A 16,343-nucleotide genomic window follows, 5' to 3' on the forward strand; every position below is an offset into this window, starting at 1 on the left:
CCTCCTTCGAGAAGGTGGGAGGGATGGCGAAGCGCGCGCCGTCGGGCACTTCAAGGGGAGGGGCTGTTCACGAAGGAACCAAAACGGATGCGCGGCATCCGGTTGTGACCAGTGTAGACCGAAACGGAAGGTCCGCATCCACTTATTCCCAGAAAGTTCAACTACCGTCAGGAGCGTGAGCACCACCGACCTCGAGCGTCCCCTCCGCGCGGACGCCGCACGCAACCGCGAGCTGATCCTGCAGACGGCCCGCAAGTGCTTCGCCGAACGCGGGCTCTCGGTCACGCTCAACGACATCGCGCACGAGGCCGGTGTCGGCGTCGGGACGGTCTACCGCCGGTTCGCCGACAAGGACTCCCTGATCGAGGCACTCCTCGCCACCAAGTTCGAGGCGATGAACGAGGCCGCGGCCCGTGCGGCGGACGAGATCGATCCGCGCGAGGCGCTCCGCGTCTACCTGATGGGCGTGTTCGAGTTCCGCGCCCGCGACCGCGCCCTGGCCGACGCCATCGTCCGAGCCGGCAAGGCGCGTCCGTCCATCGTGCAGGAACGCGATCGCCTCGAGACCCAGGTCAGCGCGATCATCGAACGCGCCGAGACGGCCGGGGTCGTCCGTGCCGGCTTCGACTACCGCGACCTCCCGATGCTGACCTCGATGGTCGGCGCCGTGGCGGACTCCACCCGCGCACACGACCCGAACGCCTGGCGCCGCTACGCCGAGGTCCTCATCGAGGGTGTCCTGCCCGGGGGCACGGAAGCGCCGATGCTCGGCACCCCGCTCGACCGCGAGTCCATCGAACGCGCCCTGCACGCCCAGAACTAGCGCGCGCTACAACCAGCTCGGCAGCCAGTAGTGCGACCGGATGAAGTCCCACGGCATCTGCAGTCCGGTCCAAATCGGGAACCAGTACGCCGACGCCAGGACGACGACCCCGAGGTACACGCCGACCCACACCACGGCCCGGGTCCGTCGTGGTCGTGGATCGTTCCGCGACCCGAGTACCAGTCCGATCGCCGCGGCCAGCGCCATCACCATGAAGGGCTCGAACGCAATCGTGTAGAACTGGAACACCGTCCGGTTCACGTACAGCAGCCACGGCAGGTACCCCGCCGCGATGCCCATCAGGACGAGGCCGTACTCCCACTTCCGGCGCGTGATCCAGAGCACGAGGAGTGCCACGGTCGCGATCACCGCGGCGTACCAGATGAACGGGTTCGCGATGCCGGTGATCGCCTCCCCGCAGCGCGTCGCCGCGCAGCCGTCCTGTCCGGCGTTCGTGCCGACGTAGTACATCGACGTGGGGCGCTGCATGAGCAGCCAGAGCAGCGGGTTCGCCTGGTACGAGTGCGGGGTGTGCAGCCCGATGTTGAACCCGTAGATCTCGGACTGGTAGTGCCACCAGTTCTGCAGGCTGTCGGGCACCCACGACAGGATCCCGGTCCACCGCTGCCCGCCGGACGCGATCCAGTCGCGGTCCCAGCCGCCCTTCGACACGAACCAGCCGGTCCACGACGCCAGGTAGGTCGCCGCGGCGATCGGGACGGTGAGCAGGAACGACACCGGTGCCTGCTGCAACAGCGCGCTCGAGGACCAGAACTCGATGCCGGCTCGGCGACGCAGGACCATGTCCGAGAGCACGGAGTACACCGCGAAGAACGCCAGGAAGTACATGCCGGACCACTTCGTCGCCGTCGCGAGCCCGAGCGCCAGGCCCATCGCGAGCAGCCAGGGCCGCCACCAGAGCACCGGCCCCCAGAGCGTGTCCTTGCCCGCGGCCGCTCGGCGTGCCACCCAGGTGTCGAGCCGCCGGGACGTCCAGCGTCGGTCGAGCAGCAGTGCGCCGAACCCGAGCACCACGAAGAAGGTCAGGATCCCGTCCAGCAGGGTCACGCGGGACATCACGATCGCCTGTCCGTCGACAGCGAGCAGGAACCCCGCGAGCGTGCCGACGAGGGTCGAGCGGAACAGTGACCGGGCGATCACGGCGGTCAGGAACACGGTCGCGATGCCGAGCACGGCGACCGCGAACCGCCACCCGAAGGAGTTGTCCGCACCGAACAGGAGCATGCCGAGCCCGATGAGGTACTTGCCGAGCGGCGGGTGCGCGATGAACTCCGCGGCGCTCGTGAACAGCGACGTCTCACCGGACGCGAAGCGCTCGTCGGTCGTCGGGAGCGAGTCGTCGTTCGGGTTGCCCGGCCAGGTGCCCTCGTACCCGAGGTGCACGATCGACCAGCCGTCCTTGACGTAGTAGGTCTCGTCGAACACCAGCGAGTGCGGGTGCCCGAGGTTCACGAGACGGAGCACGGCGGCCAGCAGCGTGACGGCGAGCGGCCCCGCCCAGCGCCACGCGGCGACCCGCCAGCCCACGGAGAGGACACGCCCCCACCAGTCGTCGAGACGGGAGCCGACCGGCCCGTCGGGGACGGCGGTGCGGTCGTCGGTCAGCTCGCTGGTCATCGGCAGCATCCTACGGATCGCTCCCAAGACGCACCTGCCACCACAATGGTGTCGTGATCGTCCTCGCAGCAACGCCCATCGGCAACCTCGGCGACGCCTCCCGGAGGTTGATCGAGACGCTCTCGAACGCGAGCGTGGTGGCCGCCGAGGACACCCGCACCGCGATCCACCTGATGCGTGCGCTCGGGATCGAGAACCGTCCGAGGCTCATCGCCCTGCACGAGCACAACGAACGCGCCAAGGCCGCCGAGGTGGTGGAGCTCGCTCGGGACGAGGACGTCGTGGTCCTCACCGACGCCGGCATGCCCGCGATCAGCGACCCGGGCTTCCCCCTCGTCGAGGCCGCTGCTGCTGCCGGTGTGACCGTCACAGCGCTCCCCGGCCCGTCCGCCGTGCTCATGGCGCTCGCCGTCTCCGGCCTGCCGACGGACCGCTTCAGCTTCGAGGGCTTCCCGACACGCAAGGGCGGGGAACGCCGTCGGCTCTTCTCGTCGCTCTCCGGCGAGCAGCGCACCATGGTGTTCTTCGAGTCCCCGCACCGGCTGGCGGACACGCTGGCGGACATGGCCGCGGGCTTCGGTGACGACCGACGAGCAGTCGTGTGCCGCGAGCTCACGAAGCTGCACGAGGAGGTCCGTCGCGGACCCCTCGCCGAACTCGCGACGTGGGCGGCCGAGGGCGTCCGTGGTGAGATCTGCATCGTCGTCGAGGGGTCGACCGGGGCGCTCGACGTCACGACCATCGAGGACGGCGTCCGGCTGGTGCTCGAGCGGGTCGCCGCCGGCTCCCGCATGAAGGAGGCCGCGGCGGCCGTCGCGGACGCGACGGGACTGTCGAAACGCGACCTCTACGAGGGCGCGCTGGCGGCGCGGTAACAGTCTCGCCAGGCGGCCTGGAGGCACGTGGCGGCGCCGCCACGTGCCTCCAGGCCGGTTCTCCACAGGCTGCGCGCAGGGCGCGTCATGCGGCCCCCGCTCGCCCGTAGGATGGTCCGCATGTCCGACGGGTCCTCGTTCAGCATCACCACGCCGATCTTCTACGTGAACGACGTGCCCCACATCGGGCACGCGTACACCGAGGTCGCCGCGGACGTCCTCGCGCGCTGGCACCGTCAGCGCGGCGACGACACGTGGCTCCTGACCGGCACCGACGAGCACGGCCAGAAGATCCTGCGCACCGCCAGCGCGAACGAGGTCACCCCGAAGGAGTGGGCGGACCGGCTCGTGACCGAGGCGTGGAAGCCGCTCCTCGACACGGTGGACGTGGCGAACGACGACTTCATCCGCACCACGGACGAACGGCACGAGCGGGGCGTCACGGCGTTCCTGCAGAAGCTCTACGACGACGGCTACATCTACGCCGGCGAGTTCGAGGGCTTCTACTGCGTGGGCTGCGAGGAGTACAAGCAGCCGAGCGACCTCGTCCCCGGGACCGGTGCGTACGAGGGGCAGCAGGTCTGCGCGATCCACTCGATCCCGGTCGAGGTGCTGTCCGAGCGCAACTACTTCTTCCGGATGTCGGACTTCGAGCAGCGTCTGCTCGACCTGTACGACTCGAACCCGCAGTTCATCCAGCCCGAGAGCGTCCGCAACGAGATCATCTCGTTCGTGAAGCAGGGGCTGCGCGACCTGTCGATCTCGCGGTCGAGCTTCGACTGGGGCATCAAGATCCCGTGGGACAGCGACCACGTCCTCTACGTCTGGTTCGACGCCCTGCTCAACTACGTCACGGCGCTCGGCTACGGCAGCGACGACGACGAGGCGTTCCAGCGGCTCTGGCCGAGCGTGCACATCGTCGGTAAGGACATCGCCCGCTTCCACGCGGTGATCTGGCCGGCCATGCTCATGGCTGCGGGCCTGCCGGTCCCGAAGCGCGTGTTCGGGCACGGCTGGCTCCTCGTCGGCGGCGAGAAGATGTCCAAGTCGAAGCTCACCGGCATCGCGCCGTCCGAGATCACCGACACGTTCGGGTCGGACGCGTTCCGGTACTACTTCCTCCGCGCGATCACCTTCGGGCAGGACGGCAACTTCAGCTGGGAGGACATCTCCGCCCGCTACCAGGCCGAACTCGCCAACGGCTTCGGCAACCTGGCGTCCCGGCTCGTCGCGATGCTGCAGAAGTACTTCGACGGCGCGGTCCCGACGCGCGGGGCACTGACCTCGTCCGACGAAGCCGTGGACGCCCTCGCGGTCTCCGTCACCGAGCGTGCCGACGCTGCCATCGCGGCGTTCGCGCCGCACGAGGCGATCGCGACCGTCTGGGAGCTCGTCGACGCCCTGAACGGGTACATCACCGAGCAGCAGCCGTGGGCGCTCGCGAAGGACGACGCCCAGCGTGAGCGGCTCGGCACCGTGCTCGCCACGGCGCTCCGCGGACTCGGCACGGTCGCCGTGCTCGTGTCGCCGGTCATGCCGAAGGCGACCGAGAAGCTCTGGACCTCGATCGGTGCCGGCGGTTCCATCGCCGAGCAGCGCGTGGACCGTGCCTGGGAATGGCAGGGCGCGTCGGCCGTCGTCCCGCTCGAGACCGGACTCTTCCCGCGCATCGAACAGACGGAGCAGGGCGCAGCGTGACCGACGCCCACCTCCGCTCCCGTGGCGACGGGGACGGTTCCAAGCGGGACCTGACCTACCCGCCGATGCCCGAGGCACTCGTCGTCCCGGTCTACGACAACCACACCCACATGGAGATCGCCGACGGTGGTGACGGCGCACTCGACTACCGGGAGCACCTCGACCGGGCGTCGAGCGTCGGTGTCCGCGGCGTCGTGCAGGTCGGCACCGACCTGGCGACGTCGGAGTGGTCGGCGGCCATCGCCGCCCGTGAGCCCCGGGTCCTCGCTGCCGTGGCGCTGCACCCGAACGAGGCGCCCTCGCTGCAGGAGCAGGGCCTGCTCGACGAGCACCTCGCCGGCATCGATCGGCTCGCGGCGCTGCCCCGGGTCCGGGCGATCGGCGAGACCGGCCTCGACTTCTTCCGCACGGGTGAGGACGGCCGCGACGCCCAGGTCCGCTCCTTCGAGGAACACATCCGCATCGCGAAGGCGCACGACCTCGCGCTGACGATCCACGACCGCGACGCGCACGACGCCGTGGTCGAGGTCCTCGACCGTGTCGGCGCTCCCGAGAAGACCGTGTTCCACTGCTTCTCCGGCGGGCCGGACCTCGCCCGTCTCTGCGCCGAGCGGGGCTGGTACATGTCCTTCGCCGGCACCGTCACGTTCAAGAACGCGGCACCCCTCCGCCAGGCCCTCGAGGTCGCGCCGCGTCACCTGATCATGGTCGAGACGGACGCGCCGTACCTCACGCCGACGCCGTTCCGCGGGCGACCGAACGCGCCGTACCTCATCCCGCTCACGCTGCGCTCGATGGCGGAGACCCTCGGCACGGACGCCTCGATGCTCGCGGCGCAGATCGCCTCGAACACCGAGCTCGTCTACGGCGCCTGGGACGCCGAGCCCGTGACGGTGGACGGGTAGTCGTGGCGTCGCTCCTCGGCCCGGCGGAGATCCGGGACCTCGCTGCCAAGCTCGACGTCACCCCGACGAAGAAGCTCGGCCAGAACTTCGTGCACGACGCCAACACCGTCCGACGCATCGTCGCGTCCGGCCGCGTGACCGGCGACTCGAAGGTGCTCGAGATCGGCCCGGGCCTGGGCTCGCTGACCCTCGGGCTGACCGAGACCGGCGCATCCGTCACCGCGGTGGAGATCGACGGCCGGTTGGCGGCGCAGCTCCCGACGACCGTGTCGACGATGCAGCCCTCGGCCCGGCTCCGCGTCGTGCACCAGGACGCCCTCGCCGTTGCGGCGGACGATCTGCCGGAAGCGCCGACCCACGTCGTCGCGAACCTGCCCTACAACGTCTCCGTGCCCGTCCTGCTGCACCTGCTCGCCACGTTCCCGTCGATCGAGCGAGCACTCGTGATGGTGCAGGCCGAGGTCGGCTACCGCATCGCGGCGGGGCCGGGCAGCAAGGTCTACGGCGCCCCGAGCGTGAAGGCCGCCTGGTACGGCTCGTGGTCGATCGCCGGGCAGGTCAGCCGGCAGGTGTTCTGGCCGGTGCCGAACGTCGACAGCGTGCTCGTCGGGTTCGACCGGCACGATCAGCCGGGCGACGAAGCGCTCCGTGCGCAGGTGTTCGCGCTCGTCGACGGGGCGTTCCAGCAGCGTCGGAAGATGCTCCGTCAGAGCCTGTCCGGCGTCCTCGGCAGCAGTGCTCGTGCGTCCGAACTCCTCACCGCCGGCGGGATCGACCCGACCGCACGTGGCGAGATGCTCAGCACCGACGACTTCGTACGCCTCGGCCGGACGGTCCTCGCCGCGGCGGACTGAACTCACCAGTGGCCCGGCCGCTGGAACCCTCCTGGCAGGAGCGTGGCCGCGTCGCCCTTCGCCGCGTTGACCTGCATCTGGGTGAGGAACACCGCACCGCGGAGGTCGGTACCCCGCAGATCGGCATCGCGGAGGTCCACGCCGAGCACGTCGCAGCGCTCCAGCAGAGCGCGCCGGAGGTCCGCCGCGATCGCGAGGGAACCGCGCAGTGTCGTTCCGCGGAGGTCCGCGCCGCGCAGGTCCGCGCCGACGAGGTCCGCCCCCGGACCAACCTTCCGGTGATCGGCGCCGAGCGGGCCCCGCGCGCGGGCGATCGCACTCGCCTCGAGCAGGAGCGGGCGGGCGTGGTCGTACTCCGCGTCGACGTCGAGGGTCGCGAGCTCGCCTGGTGTCCCGTCGCTGAGTGATCGGACGCGCTCGAACGCCGTGACCCACCGAGTCTCGTCGTCCGTCCGACGCACGAGCGTGATCGCCTCGTCGAGGTACCGCAGGAGGTCGTGGAGCCGGCGCACGATCGGGAACGTGGCGAACATCGACCGCTGCGTCTCGGCGTCGTCCCGCCACGACCGGCCCGCGAAGGTGTGCTGGGAGACCTTCTGGCCTGCACCGGAGCAGTCGAACACCGTGCAGCCGGAGAATCCTCGTTCGCGCAGGTGTGGGTGGATGCGGCAGCCGTCTGCCTCGTCGAGGTTGGTGCACGGGTCGCCGGCGTCCTTGTCGAAGGGAAAGTCCGCGGACCTCGCGAACGCCAGCGCGACGCAGCACAGGCCGAAGCAGTTCGCGCAGTCGGCTCCGAGGTCCTCCCGTCGCCCCAGCTCGACCCGCGTCCGCGCCGCCATCAGTGCTCGTTGACCCGGACCACGGTCCCGCTCGTCAGGGTCAGCAGCTGGTCGAAGGTCAGGGGGAGCACGCTGTTCGCGGTCCCTGCCGCCGACCAGACGACGTCGTACTCGCGGAGGGCCTCGTCGACCACGGTCCGGATCGGTGCCGGGTGCCCGACGGGGGAGACGCCGCCGATGGGCTGCCCCGTGACCTCCCGGACCTGCTTCGCGGTGGCCATGGTGAGTTCGGTGACGCCGAGCTGGCCGGCGAGCAGATCCGTGTCGACCCGGTGGCGCCCGGACGTCATCGCGAGCAGCGGTTCGCCGTCGGCCAGGAACAGCAGGCTGCTCGCGATAGCGCCCGGCTCGGTACCGAGCGCGGCGGCGGCCTGCGCGGCGCTGTGCGTCGAGTCGGGCAGTTCGCGGGCGGTGGAGTCGATGCCGGCTTCGGCGACGATGCGCTGGACGGTGGCGAGGCGGTCGTTCATCACGGCCCATCCTCTCCCGATCCGCCGTCCGCGCGCGAGTGTCGTCAGCCTGTGCAAGAAATACAACATGTTTGCCCACTGCGATCGTGCCGATCTACGGTCGCAGCACGAACCAAGAGGAGCAACCATGAACAGCGCCCATCGTCAACTCGAACGCCTCCAGCACTCGGAATCGTTCACACCTCGAACCCTCACACCGGCGGAGATCGAGGCGCGCCGGGTACGACCGAGCGGCAGCGCCGACGAGCGAGCGAAGCGTGTCCGACAGATCCTCAGCGCCTCGACGTTCACAGTTGCGCCACGCCCCGTCGGCCGGCCGTGGCAGGGCGTCTGACAGTGGCACCCATCGAGTCCGCCCCCATCGACGAGCCCTGCCGGGTCTTCCCGATGGAGGAGACCACGACCATGCCGGCGGCCGTCGTGCTCGAACGGAGTTTCGTGCTCGCTGCGCTGGAACGCAGCGCGCCGGGACACGACGCTGCTGCCGCTTTCCTGGAGCGGATGGTCGCGGCGGACACCACGGTGTTCTTCAACGACGTGCTCGAGTTGCAGCTCCAGGACGTCGCGTTCGACCTCGCCGTACGGCAGGTGCGCGGTGCAGGCACGCGCTCGGAACCCTCCGTGTCGGAGTTGGCGAGGGAGATGCTCGCACGGTGGCAGGCGCTGATCACACTGACCGATGCGGTCTACGTCGAGCTCACACCGTTGCTCGAGGACGTCATGTACTACCGGGAGCGCTTCGGACTGCCCGCGCTCGACTCGGTGCACGCTGCGATGGTGATGGCGTCCGGTGCCGACGGCATCGCGACGGTCGACCAGGTGTTCGGCGCGGTCGATCCGTCGTTGCTGCCGATCTTCACGCCGCAGCAGTTCGTGCGCGGTACCCGCGCACGCCGACGATCGAGCGGCTGGTCCGGATCCTGAAGGGACCACGAGCGCGATGCGATCGCACCGCCCCTACGATGACGGCATGACCGACGGGACGGTGCGATCGCACGCGCAGGGTATGGCCGCCGACAAGGTCCTGGCCGCCACGGGGAGGACCCCGGAGGACTGGTACGCCCGCATCGACGCGGCCGACGGACGGACGATCGGTCACCCGGCGATCGTGACCTGGCTCGTCGACCAGGGCGTCGACTCGTGGTGGGCGCAGGGCGTCACCATCGGGTACGAGCAGGCTCGGGGGCTGCGGATCCCGGGGCAACGGTCCGACGGCTCCTTCGCGGTGTCGGCGTCCCGGCAGGTGCCCGGCGAGCGTGAGGCAGTCCTCGACGGCATCGTGCCGGTGTTCACGGAGGCGTTCGGTTTCCCTCCGACCTCGGAGAGCCGGGGCGGGAAGCGTCCGTCGGCCCGGTGGACGTTCCCCGACCGCGAGTCAGTGCTCCTCAACACCGAGGACGGTTCCCGCGCGGACACCGTCCGGATCGCGGTGCAGCGCGAACGCCTCACCGGGCCGGAGCGCATGCCGGACGCCAAGGCGGAACTCCAGGGCTTGCTCGCCGGGCTCTGACCGGCGCGTGACCACGCGAACGGGGGCGCGCGCGGACCGGTCTTTCGGCCCTAGGCTCCGACGGGTGTCTGCACCTCGCTCCCGTGCCTCGCTGATCGTCCTGCTGACGGCAGTGGTCGCGGGGTGCGCCATCGTGGTCTTCGCCGTGCGGGCGCTGCTCCGCGATCCGTCCGACGACGCCGCGTGGGTGGCTGTCCTGCTGGGTGTCCTGTTCGTCGCGTGGGGGATCGCGTTCGACCGAATCCCCGACGACGACGAGGACCAGGACGACCACGACCGGCGCCGCGTCACCGGCGTCCTGTCGACTGTCATGGCAGCGACGGGCGCCTACGTGGTGATCCGCGCCATCGGCCGTCCGGTCGACACCGCCCTCGTGGGCGCCCTCACGTGGCCGGCCTGGCGCCTCGTCAACCGGTTCCTCGACGGCGTCATCCGGCGGCGCGAGGCCCGCGGCGAACCGGACGGCGCCGCCGACTGAAACGGACGGCGCCGCCGACTGAGCCGGTCGCGGGCCGTCAGTGCCGACGGGCCGCCAGCATCTCGATGAGCTCCTGCTGCTTCCCGTCCCGTTCGGACCAGCGCAGCGGCAGGACGTTCTGCACGAGGATCTCCGGCGCAGCACCGGACTGCAGCAGCGAGACCACCTCGGTCAGGAAGTCGTCGAGCGGCATCCCGCCGAAGTCCACGCCCTCGCCCATCAGGTCCGTGGCGACCGCCGGTGGCACGAGCTCGAGCACAGCCACGGACGAGTCGGTCAGCTGCTGGCGGAGGGACTGTGTGTACGAGTGCACGGCCGCCTTGGTGGCGCTGTACGTCGGGGTCGCGGCGAGCGGCGTGTAGGCGAGCCCGGACGACACGGTGACGATGGTCGACGCCGGGCGGCTGAGCAGGTGCGGCAGGAACGCGTCGATGAGGCGGATGGTGCCGAGCAGGTTGGTCTCGACGGTGGCGACGGCGTCCGTGAGGTGCTCCGACGAGCGGAGGTCCTCGGCGCGCATGATGCCCGACATCGTGATGACCGTGTCGAGCGTCGGATGGGTCTCGATGACGGAGGCCGCGGCTGCGGTGATCGACGCGGGGTCGGTGACGTCGAGCTCGACGGTGTCGAAGCCGTACTCGTCGTGCAGCGAGTCGAGCAGTGCGCGGCGTCGGCCACCGATGACGACGGTGCTGCCGGCGGCCTGCAGGCGCTGGGCGAGCCCGAGGCCGATGCCCGAGGTCGCGCCGGGGATGAAGACGGTGGAGTTCGTGATGTCCATGTCGACCACGATCCGCCCACCCGACCGTCCGAACCAGAGCGCCGTCATCGGGGGACCGCCGATCCCTGGCACGGACGTCCGCGGCGGTGCACGATGAGGGACATGGACCGCCCTGGGCTCGCCGACTTCCTCCGCCGCCGTCGCGAACTGCTGCGCCCCGAGGACGTCGGGCTGGGCTCCGGGCAGCGTCGACGGACGCCGGGGCTGCGGCGCGAGGAGGTCGCGGCCCTCGCGGGCATGTCCGCCGACTACTACACGCGGCTCGAGCAGCAGCGTGGGCCACAGCCCTCCGAGCAGATGGTGGCGGCGATCGCCCGGGCGCTCCGGTTCACGCTCGACGAGCGCGACCACCTGTTCCGCCTCGCGGGGCACAACGCTCCGGCACGCGTGCACCGCTCCGACCACGTCGACCCGGCGATCCTCCGGGTGCTCGACCGGCTCGAGGACACACCGGCGATCGTGGTGAACGACCTCGGTGAGACCCTCGTCGAGAACCGGCTCGGTGCGGCGTTGCTCGGCACGACGACAGATCTGCCGGGGAACGAGCGGTACCAGCCGTGGCGCTGGTTCATGAATGAGTACGAGCGAGCCAAGTACGCCCCCGAGCAGCACGATCGTCTCGCGCGGGCACAGGTCGCGTCGCTCCGTGCTGCCGTGGGTGCCGCGGGCCCGAAGGACTCACGGGCCGTCGAGCTCATCGCCGATCTCGAAGCGAACAGCGAGGAGTTCCGCGCACTGTGGTCCCTGCATGAGGTGGCCAGCCGCTGGGAGGACCACAAGACCTTCGTGCACCCGGAGCTCGGCCGCATCACCGTGGACTGCCAGGTGCTCCACACGACGAGCCAGACCCAGGCGCTGCTGCTCTTCACCGCACCGGCGGGGACCGAGGACGCCCAGAAGCTCGAGCTCCTCGGCGTCGTCGGTCAGCAGGCCTTCACACACTGAAACACGAGCGAGCAACAGCGCGTCACACACTTGGCCGCGCGCACCACGACCTGCCTATGGTGGCGAGGTGAGCACTCCGCGCGTGTACGTCATCCACGAGAACCCCGAGTGGTTCCCGCCGCTCGCCGCTGCCTTCGAGGCCGAGGGCGTCCCCGTCGAGGAGATCCTCCTGACCGAGGGGCAGATCGACCTCGCCGCCGATCCCGAACCGGGCGTCTACTGGTCCCGCATGTCGGCGTCGAGCCACACCCGCGGCCACGAGCACTCGAAGGAGTACACCCGCGCGGTCCTCGGCTGGCTCGAGCGAGCGGGTCGCCAGGTCGTCGGCGGCAGCCACGTCCTCGAGCTCGAGGTCTCGAAGGTCGCCCAGCACGGCTTGCTCAAGAACGCCGGGTTCGACGTGCCCCGCACGACCGCTGTGTTCGGCACGACGACGCTCAAGCAGGCCGCGCGCACCTTCACGGACGGCCAGGACGTCCCGTTCATCACGAAGCACAACCAGGGCGGCAAGGGCCTCGGCGTCCGTCGCTTCGACTCGCTCGCCGAGTTCGACGCCTACGTCGACAGCCCGGAGTTCGAGGAGCCCGTCGACGGCATCACCCTGCTGCAGGAGTACCTGACGGCCCGCGAGCCGTTCATCACCCGCGTCGAGTTCGTCGGCGGCGAGTTCGTCTACGCCGTCCGCGTGGACACGAGCGCCGGCAGCTTCGAGCTGTGCCCGGCGGACGCGTGCGAGGTCCCGCAGGTCATCGCCGGGGCCGTCTGCGACGTACCCGGCGCCGGCCAGCCCAACGCCTTCGAAGTCCGCACCGAGGTCACGGCCGAGCACCCGCTCGTCCAGCAGCTCCGCACCTTCCTGGCCGACCAGCGCATCCAGATCGCGGGCGTCGAGTTCATGGAGACCACGGACGGCCGCACGGTCGTCTACGACATCAACACGAACACGAACTACAACCCCGCCGTCGAGGAGACGGCGCCGGCCTCCGGCCCGCGCTCCATCGCGCGGTACCTCGGTGGCCTGCTGGAGACGCAGTACGCAGCGCAACTCACGGCCTGAGAACGCAAGAACCACCGGACTGGAGGCCCGTGGCGGGCCCGCCCCGCGCCTCCCGTCCGTTCCGCGCCCCTTCCAGGGCACTCCCCACCTCCCCAAGGAACTCACCCCGTGCGATTCGGATACTGGACCCCGCTCTTCGGCGGCTGGCTGCGCAACGTCGAGAACGAGCACATGCCGGTCACCTTCGACTACGTGAAGCGCCTGGCGCAGCGCGCCGAGCGCATCGGCTTCGACCTGACGCTCGTGCCGGAGCTCAACCTCAACGACATCAAGGGCACGGCGGCGCCGTCGCTGGAGGCGTGGTCGCTCGCCGCGGCCATCGCGGCGACGACCGAGCGGCTCGAGATCATGGCGGCGATGCGCCCGGGCTACCACCTGCCGGCCGTGACGGCGAAGCAGGCGGCGACCATCGACGACATCTCGGGTGGCCGGTTCACGTTCAACGTCGTGAGCGCGTGGTGGGCGGAGGAAGCCAAGCAGTACGGCGGGATCTTCTCCGAGCACGACGACCGGTACAAGCGCACCGCTGAGTTCGTCGAGGTCATGAAGGGGATGTGGCGGGAGACCCCGTACTCGTTCTCGGGCGAGTACTACGACATCCAGAACGCCCACCTGGAGCCGAAGCCCCGCGTGACGCCCCGCATCTACGCCGGCGGCGAGAGCGAGGCCGGCAAGGCGGCGATCACGGGGTACGCCGACGCCTACGTCACCCACGGCGGCACGGTCGAGGAACTCCGGACGAAGATCGCCGAGATGAAGCAGCGCCGTGTCGACGCCGGGCTGCCGCCGTTCGAGGCGTTCGGCATGGCCGCGTACGTCATCGTCCGCGAGACCGAGGACGAGGCGCAGGCCGAGCTCGCGCGCATCACCGACGTGCAGCACGGGCAGGCGTACGAGTCGTACCAGGACTTCATCTCGAAGTCGCAGCTCGAGCACGTGCCCTCGCTGGAGGACTACTCGGTGTCGAACCGAGGCCTCCGCCCCGGGTTCGTCGGGACGCCGGAGCAGGTGGCGGCGCGGATCCGCGAGTTCGAGGACGCCGGGGTGGACACGCTGCTGCTGCAGTTCTCGCCGCAGCTCGAGGAGATGGACCGGTTCGGTGAGCAGGTCATCCCGCTGGTGCGACCGTCGGTGGCCGTGGCGTCCGGGGCGGCCGTCTGATGGGCACGACCGAGGAGGAGTGGGCGTTCGAGACCCGGCAGATCCGGGCCGGGTTCAAGTCCGATCCCGGTTGGGGCGCCAACGTCCCGCCGATCGCCCAGAGTGCGGCGTTCGTCTACCCGTCCGGTGAGGACGCGGCCGACCGGTTCATGCTCAACGCGCCGGGGCACACGTACTCGCGCGTGAACAACCCGTCCGCCGCTGCGCTCGAGCGGCGCATCGCCGACCTCGAGGGCGGCGTCGGTGCGCTCGCGCTCGCCTCCGGCCAGGCGGCGACCACGCTGGCCGTGCTCGGCGTCGCGCGCGCCGGCGACCACGTCGTCTCGAGTGCGTCGCTGTACGGCGCGACGTACACGCTGTTCGCGTCGACCATGCGCGACCTCGGCATCGCGTTCACGTTCGTGCAGGACCCGACGGACCTGGAGGAGTGGGCGGCTGCCGTCCGTCCGGAGACGAAGGCGTTCTTCGGCGAGTCGATCCCGAACCCGCGCGGCGACGTCCTGGACTTCGCGGGGGTGGCCGGGGTCGCCCACGAGGCCGGTGTCCCGCTCATCGTGGACAACACGATCGCGACGCCGTACCTCGTCCGACCGATCGAGCACGGTGCGGACATCGTGGTGCACTCGGCGACGAAGTACCTCGCCGGCCACGGCAGTGCCATCGCGGGGCTGATCGTGGACAGCGGGAACTTCGACTGGGCCGCGCACGCCGACCGGTACCCGCAGCTGGCCTCCACCGAGGAGTCCGGGTTCGCGAACACGAACTTCGCTTCGAAGTTCGGGCGGCGCGCATTCATCCAGCGCACCCGCTCGAAGCTGTCGGCGGACCTCGGTCCGGCGATCGCACCCTTCACCGCGTTCCTGGTGTTGCAGGGCATCCAGACGCTGTCGCTCCGGATGGACCGGCACGTGTCGAACGCTGCGGCGGTGGCCTCGTGGCTCGACGCCCACGACCAGGTGCTCGGCGTGCACTACGCGGGGCTGCCCTCGTCGCCGTGGCACCACCTGCAGCAGCGCTACGTGCCCGCCGGCCCCTCGGCGGTGCTCGCGTTCGACCTCGACGGCGGGGTCGACGCGGGGCGCCGGTTCGTCGCGGCGCTCGAGCTGTTCGACCACGTGTCGAACATCGGCGACGTGCGGTCCCTCGTGGTGCACCCGGCGTCGACCACGCACGTGCAGATGACCTCGTCGGAGCGGGCGGCCGCGGGGGTCGGAGACGGCCTGATCCGGCTGTCGATCGGTCTCGAGCACGTCGACGACATCCTCGCCGACCTGGCGCGGGGCTTCGCGGCGGCGACATCGGGGGTCAGCCCTGCCACGTCGGGCGTCAGCCCCGCCACGTCGGGATAGGTTGGGGGCATGACCACGCTGGCCGCTCCGACCCGCGTGCGGACGCGCGCCCCCGGCAAGATCAACGTGTACCTGTCCGTCGGGGCGCTGCAGGACGACGGCTACCACGACGTGGCGACGGCGTACCAGGCGGTCTCGCTGTACGAGGACGTCTCGGCCGAGCCGGCGGACGACTTCTCGGTCACCTTCACCGGGCCGATCGACACGAGCGGTGTGCCGGTGGACGAGTCGAACCTCGCCATCCGGGCCGCTCGGCTCGTGGCGGACGCTGCGGGCTACCGCGGTGGCGTCCGGCTGACCATCGACAAGCAGGTCCCGGTGGCCGGCGGCATGGGCGGGGGATCGGCAGATGCGGCCGCGACGCTGCTCGCCGTCGACACGCTCTGGGGCACGGCGCTCGGGCGTGAGGAACTCCTGCGGCTCGCCGCACAGCTCGGCGCCGATGTGCCGTTCGCCTTCGCCGGCGGGACCGCGGTCGGCACGGGCCGGGGCGACGAGCTCAGCCCGGCGCTGGCGAAGGGCGAGTTCCAGTGGGTGCTCGCCCTGAGCGACGACGGGCTCTCCACCCCGGCCGTGTACCGGGCGCTCGACGAACACCGCGAGCGCTACCGTGCCGACATCGCGCCGGCGCCGACGACCCCCGTGGTCGAGGCGAACGTGCTGCAGGCCCTGCGTGCCGGCGACCCGGACCTGCTCGCGGACTGCCTGTACAACGACCTGCAGGCGCCGGCCATGCGCCTGCAGCCGCGCCTCGCGTCGACGCTCGAGATCGGCGAGAAGGCCGGTGCGCTCGCCGGGCTGGTCTCCGGCAGCGGGCCGACGGTTGCCTTCCTCGTCGCCGACCGCGATGCCGCGCTCGAAGTCCAGGTCGAGCTGAGTGCCGCGGGCATGGTGGCCGTCCGGGCAGCCGGACCGGTGCACGGCGCCCGCGTGGTGCACTGAGCGTCGCCCCGCGCGCTT

General features: G+C 70.6%; 17 protein-coding genes. 13 read left to right on the forward strand and 4 right to left on the reverse strand.

Annotated features, from left to right (window positions below; translation table 11 throughout):
• Window positions 1-175 precede the first annotated feature (175 nt).
• Window positions 176-823: a TetR/AcrR family transcriptional regulator gene (locus FS532_RS18640; RefSeq protein ID WP_186321928.1), complete on the forward strand. Its 648-nt coding sequence runs from the start codon at window positions 176-178 to the stop codon at window positions 821-823.
• 6 nt (window positions 824-829) lie between these two features.
• On the opposite strand, the gene FS532_RS05585 is transcribed toward FS532_RS18640, so the two are convergent.
• Entirely contained in the window at window positions 830-2,461 is a 1,632-nt protein-coding gene (locus FS532_RS05585; RefSeq protein ID WP_144751189.1) for a dolichyl-phosphate-mannose--protein mannosyltransferase, read from the reverse strand.
• Between the two features lie 53 nt (window positions 2,462-2,514).
• On the opposite strand from FS532_RS05585, the gene rsmI reads away from it, so the two are divergent.
• From rsmI to rsmA, 4 genes are all read left to right on the forward strand, one after another.
• Window positions 2,515-3,336, forward strand: a complete 822-nt coding sequence (gene rsmI / locus FS532_RS05590; RefSeq protein ID WP_144751191.1) for a 16S rRNA (cytidine(1402)-2'-O)-methyltransferase — start codon at window positions 2,515-2,517, stop codon at window positions 3,334-3,336.
• Between the two features lie 120 nt (window positions 3,337-3,456).
• On the forward strand, window positions 3,457-5,034 hold the full coding sequence (gene metG / locus FS532_RS05595) for a methionine--tRNA ligase (protein ID WP_144751193.1): 1,578 nt from the start codon (window positions 3,457-3,459) through the stop codon (window positions 5,032-5,034).
• Complete coding sequence (locus FS532_RS05600; RefSeq protein ID WP_144751195.1) at window positions 5,031-5,939, forward strand: TatD family hydrolase; 909 nt, start codon at window positions 5,031-5,033, stop codon at window positions 5,937-5,939. The genes metG and FS532_RS05600 overlap by 4 nt, the downstream gene beginning before the upstream one ends.
• Window positions 5,940-5,941: 2 nt before the next feature.
• Window positions 5,942-6,793, forward strand: coding sequence for a 16S rRNA (adenine(1518)-N(6)/adenine(1519)-N(6))-dimethyltransferase RsmA (gene rsmA / locus FS532_RS05605; protein ID WP_144751197.1), 852 nt, complete (start codon window positions 5,942-5,944; stop codon window positions 6,791-6,793).
• Between the two features lie 2 nt (window positions 6,794-6,795).
• On the opposite strand, the gene FS532_RS05610 is transcribed toward rsmA, so the two are convergent.
• Window positions 6,796-7,632, reverse strand: coding sequence for a pentapeptide repeat-containing protein (locus FS532_RS05610; protein ID WP_144751199.1), 837 nt, complete (start codon window positions 7,630-7,632; stop codon window positions 6,796-6,798).
• Window positions 7,632-8,102, reverse strand: a complete 471-nt coding sequence (locus tag FS532_RS05615; RefSeq protein WP_144751201.1) for a YbaK/EbsC family protein — start codon at window positions 8,100-8,102, stop codon at window positions 7,632-7,634. Before FS532_RS05615 ends, FS532_RS05610 begins: the two co-directional genes overlap by 1 nt.
• A 336-nt stretch (window positions 8,103-8,438) precedes the next feature.
• Between FS532_RS05615 and FS532_RS05620 the strand changes: the two genes are divergently transcribed.
• The 3 genes from FS532_RS05620 (at window position 8,439) to FS532_RS05630 (ending at window position 10,090) form a co-directional block, all read left to right on the forward strand.
• The gene (locus tag FS532_RS05620; protein WP_144751203.1) at window positions 8,439-9,026 is read left to right on the forward strand and encodes a hypothetical protein; all 588 of its coding nucleotides are present in this window, start codon (window positions 8,439-8,441) and stop codon (window positions 9,024-9,026) included.
• A gap of 46 nt (window positions 9,027-9,072) precedes the next feature.
• Window positions 9,073-9,612 carry a hypothetical protein gene (locus FS532_RS05625; RefSeq protein ID WP_144751205.1) on the forward strand — a complete coding sequence of 180 codons (540 nt, stop codon included), beginning with the start codon at window positions 9,073-9,075 and terminating at the stop codon, window positions 9,610-9,612.
• Window positions 9,613-9,676: 64 nt separating this feature from the next.
• Window positions 9,677-10,090, forward strand: a complete 414-nt coding sequence (locus FS532_RS05630; protein WP_144751207.1) for a hypothetical protein — start codon at window positions 9,677-9,679, stop codon at window positions 10,088-10,090.
• A 37-nt stretch (window positions 10,091-10,127) separates the two neighbouring features.
• On the opposite strand, the gene FS532_RS05635 is transcribed toward FS532_RS05630, so the two are convergent.
• Window positions 10,128-10,919, reverse strand: a complete 792-nt coding sequence (locus FS532_RS05635) for an SDR family oxidoreductase (protein ID WP_260852581.1) — start codon at window positions 10,917-10,919, stop codon at window positions 10,128-10,130.
• Between the two features lie 54 nt (window positions 10,920-10,973).
• Here FS532_RS05635 and FS532_RS05640 point away from each other — a divergent pair, with 54 nt between their 5' ends.
• From FS532_RS05640 to FS532_RS05660, 5 genes are all read left to right on the forward strand, one after another.
• On the forward strand, window positions 10,974-11,816 hold the full coding sequence (locus FS532_RS05640) for a helix-turn-helix transcriptional regulator (protein ID WP_144751211.1): 843 nt from the start codon (window positions 10,974-10,976) through the stop codon (window positions 11,814-11,816).
• A gap of 67 nt (window positions 11,817-11,883) precedes the next feature.
• Entirely contained in the window at window positions 11,884-12,873 is a 990-nt protein-coding gene (locus FS532_RS05645; RefSeq protein ID WP_144751213.1) for an ATP-grasp domain-containing protein, read from the forward strand.
• 108 nt (window positions 12,874-12,981) lie between these two features.
• Window positions 12,982-14,034, forward strand: a complete 1,053-nt coding sequence (locus tag FS532_RS05650; RefSeq protein ID WP_144751215.1) for an LLM class flavin-dependent oxidoreductase — start codon at window positions 12,982-12,984, stop codon at window positions 14,032-14,034.
• A complete protein-coding gene (locus tag FS532_RS05655) occupies window positions 14,034-15,383 on the forward strand; it encodes an O-acetylhomoserine aminocarboxypropyltransferase/cysteine synthase family protein (RefSeq protein WP_144751217.1) in 1,350 nt (449 codons plus the stop codon). Before FS532_RS05650 ends, FS532_RS05655 begins: the two co-directional genes overlap by 1 nt.
• Before the next feature lie 9 nt (window positions 15,384-15,392).
• Window positions 15,393-16,325 (forward strand): 4-(cytidine 5'-diphospho)-2-C-methyl-D-erythritol kinase, encoded by a 933-nt coding sequence (locus tag FS532_RS05660; RefSeq protein WP_144751219.1) that lies wholly within the window; start codon window positions 15,393-15,395, stop codon window positions 16,323-16,325.
• The last annotated feature ends 18 nt before the right edge of the window (window positions 16,326-16,343 follow it).

Source organism: Curtobacterium pusillum (genome assembly GCF_007673235.1).
GTDB lineage: Bacteria > Actinomycetota > Actinomycetes > Actinomycetales > Microbacteriaceae > Curtobacterium > Curtobacterium pusillum_C.

Coding starts and splice junctions, on each gene's coding strand:
- FS532_RS05585 (WP_144751189.1), bottom strand. CDS start 2,461: ATGACCAGCGAGCTGACCGACGACCGCACCGCCGTCCCCGACGGGCCG.
- metG (WP_144751193.1), top strand. CDS start 3,457: ATGTCCGACGGGTCCTCGTTCAGCATCACCACGCCGATCTTCTACGTG.
- FS532_RS05610 (WP_144751199.1), bottom strand. CDS start 7,632: ATGGCGGCGCGGACGCGGGTCGAGCTGGGGCGACGGGAGGACCTCGGA.
- FS532_RS05615 (WP_144751201.1), bottom strand. CDS start 8,102: ATGAACGACCGCCTCGCCACCGTCCAGCGCATCGTCGCCGAAGCCGGC.
- FS532_RS05625 (WP_144751205.1), top strand. CDS start 9,073: ATGACCGACGGGACGGTGCGATCGCACGCGCAGGGTATGGCCGCCGAC.
- FS532_RS05635 (WP_260852581.1), bottom strand. CDS start 10,919: ATGACGGCGCTCTGGTTCGGACGGTCGGGTGGGCGGATCGTGGTCGAC.
- FS532_RS05640 (WP_144751211.1), top strand. CDS start 10,974: ATGGACCGCCCTGGGCTCGCCGACTTCCTCCGCCGCCGTCGCGAACTG.
- FS532_RS05655 (WP_144751217.1), top strand. CDS start 14,034: ATGGGCACGACCGAGGAGGAGTGGGCGTTCGAGACCCGGCAGATCCGG.
- FS532_RS05660 (WP_144751219.1), top strand. CDS start 15,393: ATGACCACGCTGGCCGCTCCGACCCGCGTGCGGACGCGCGCCCCCGGC.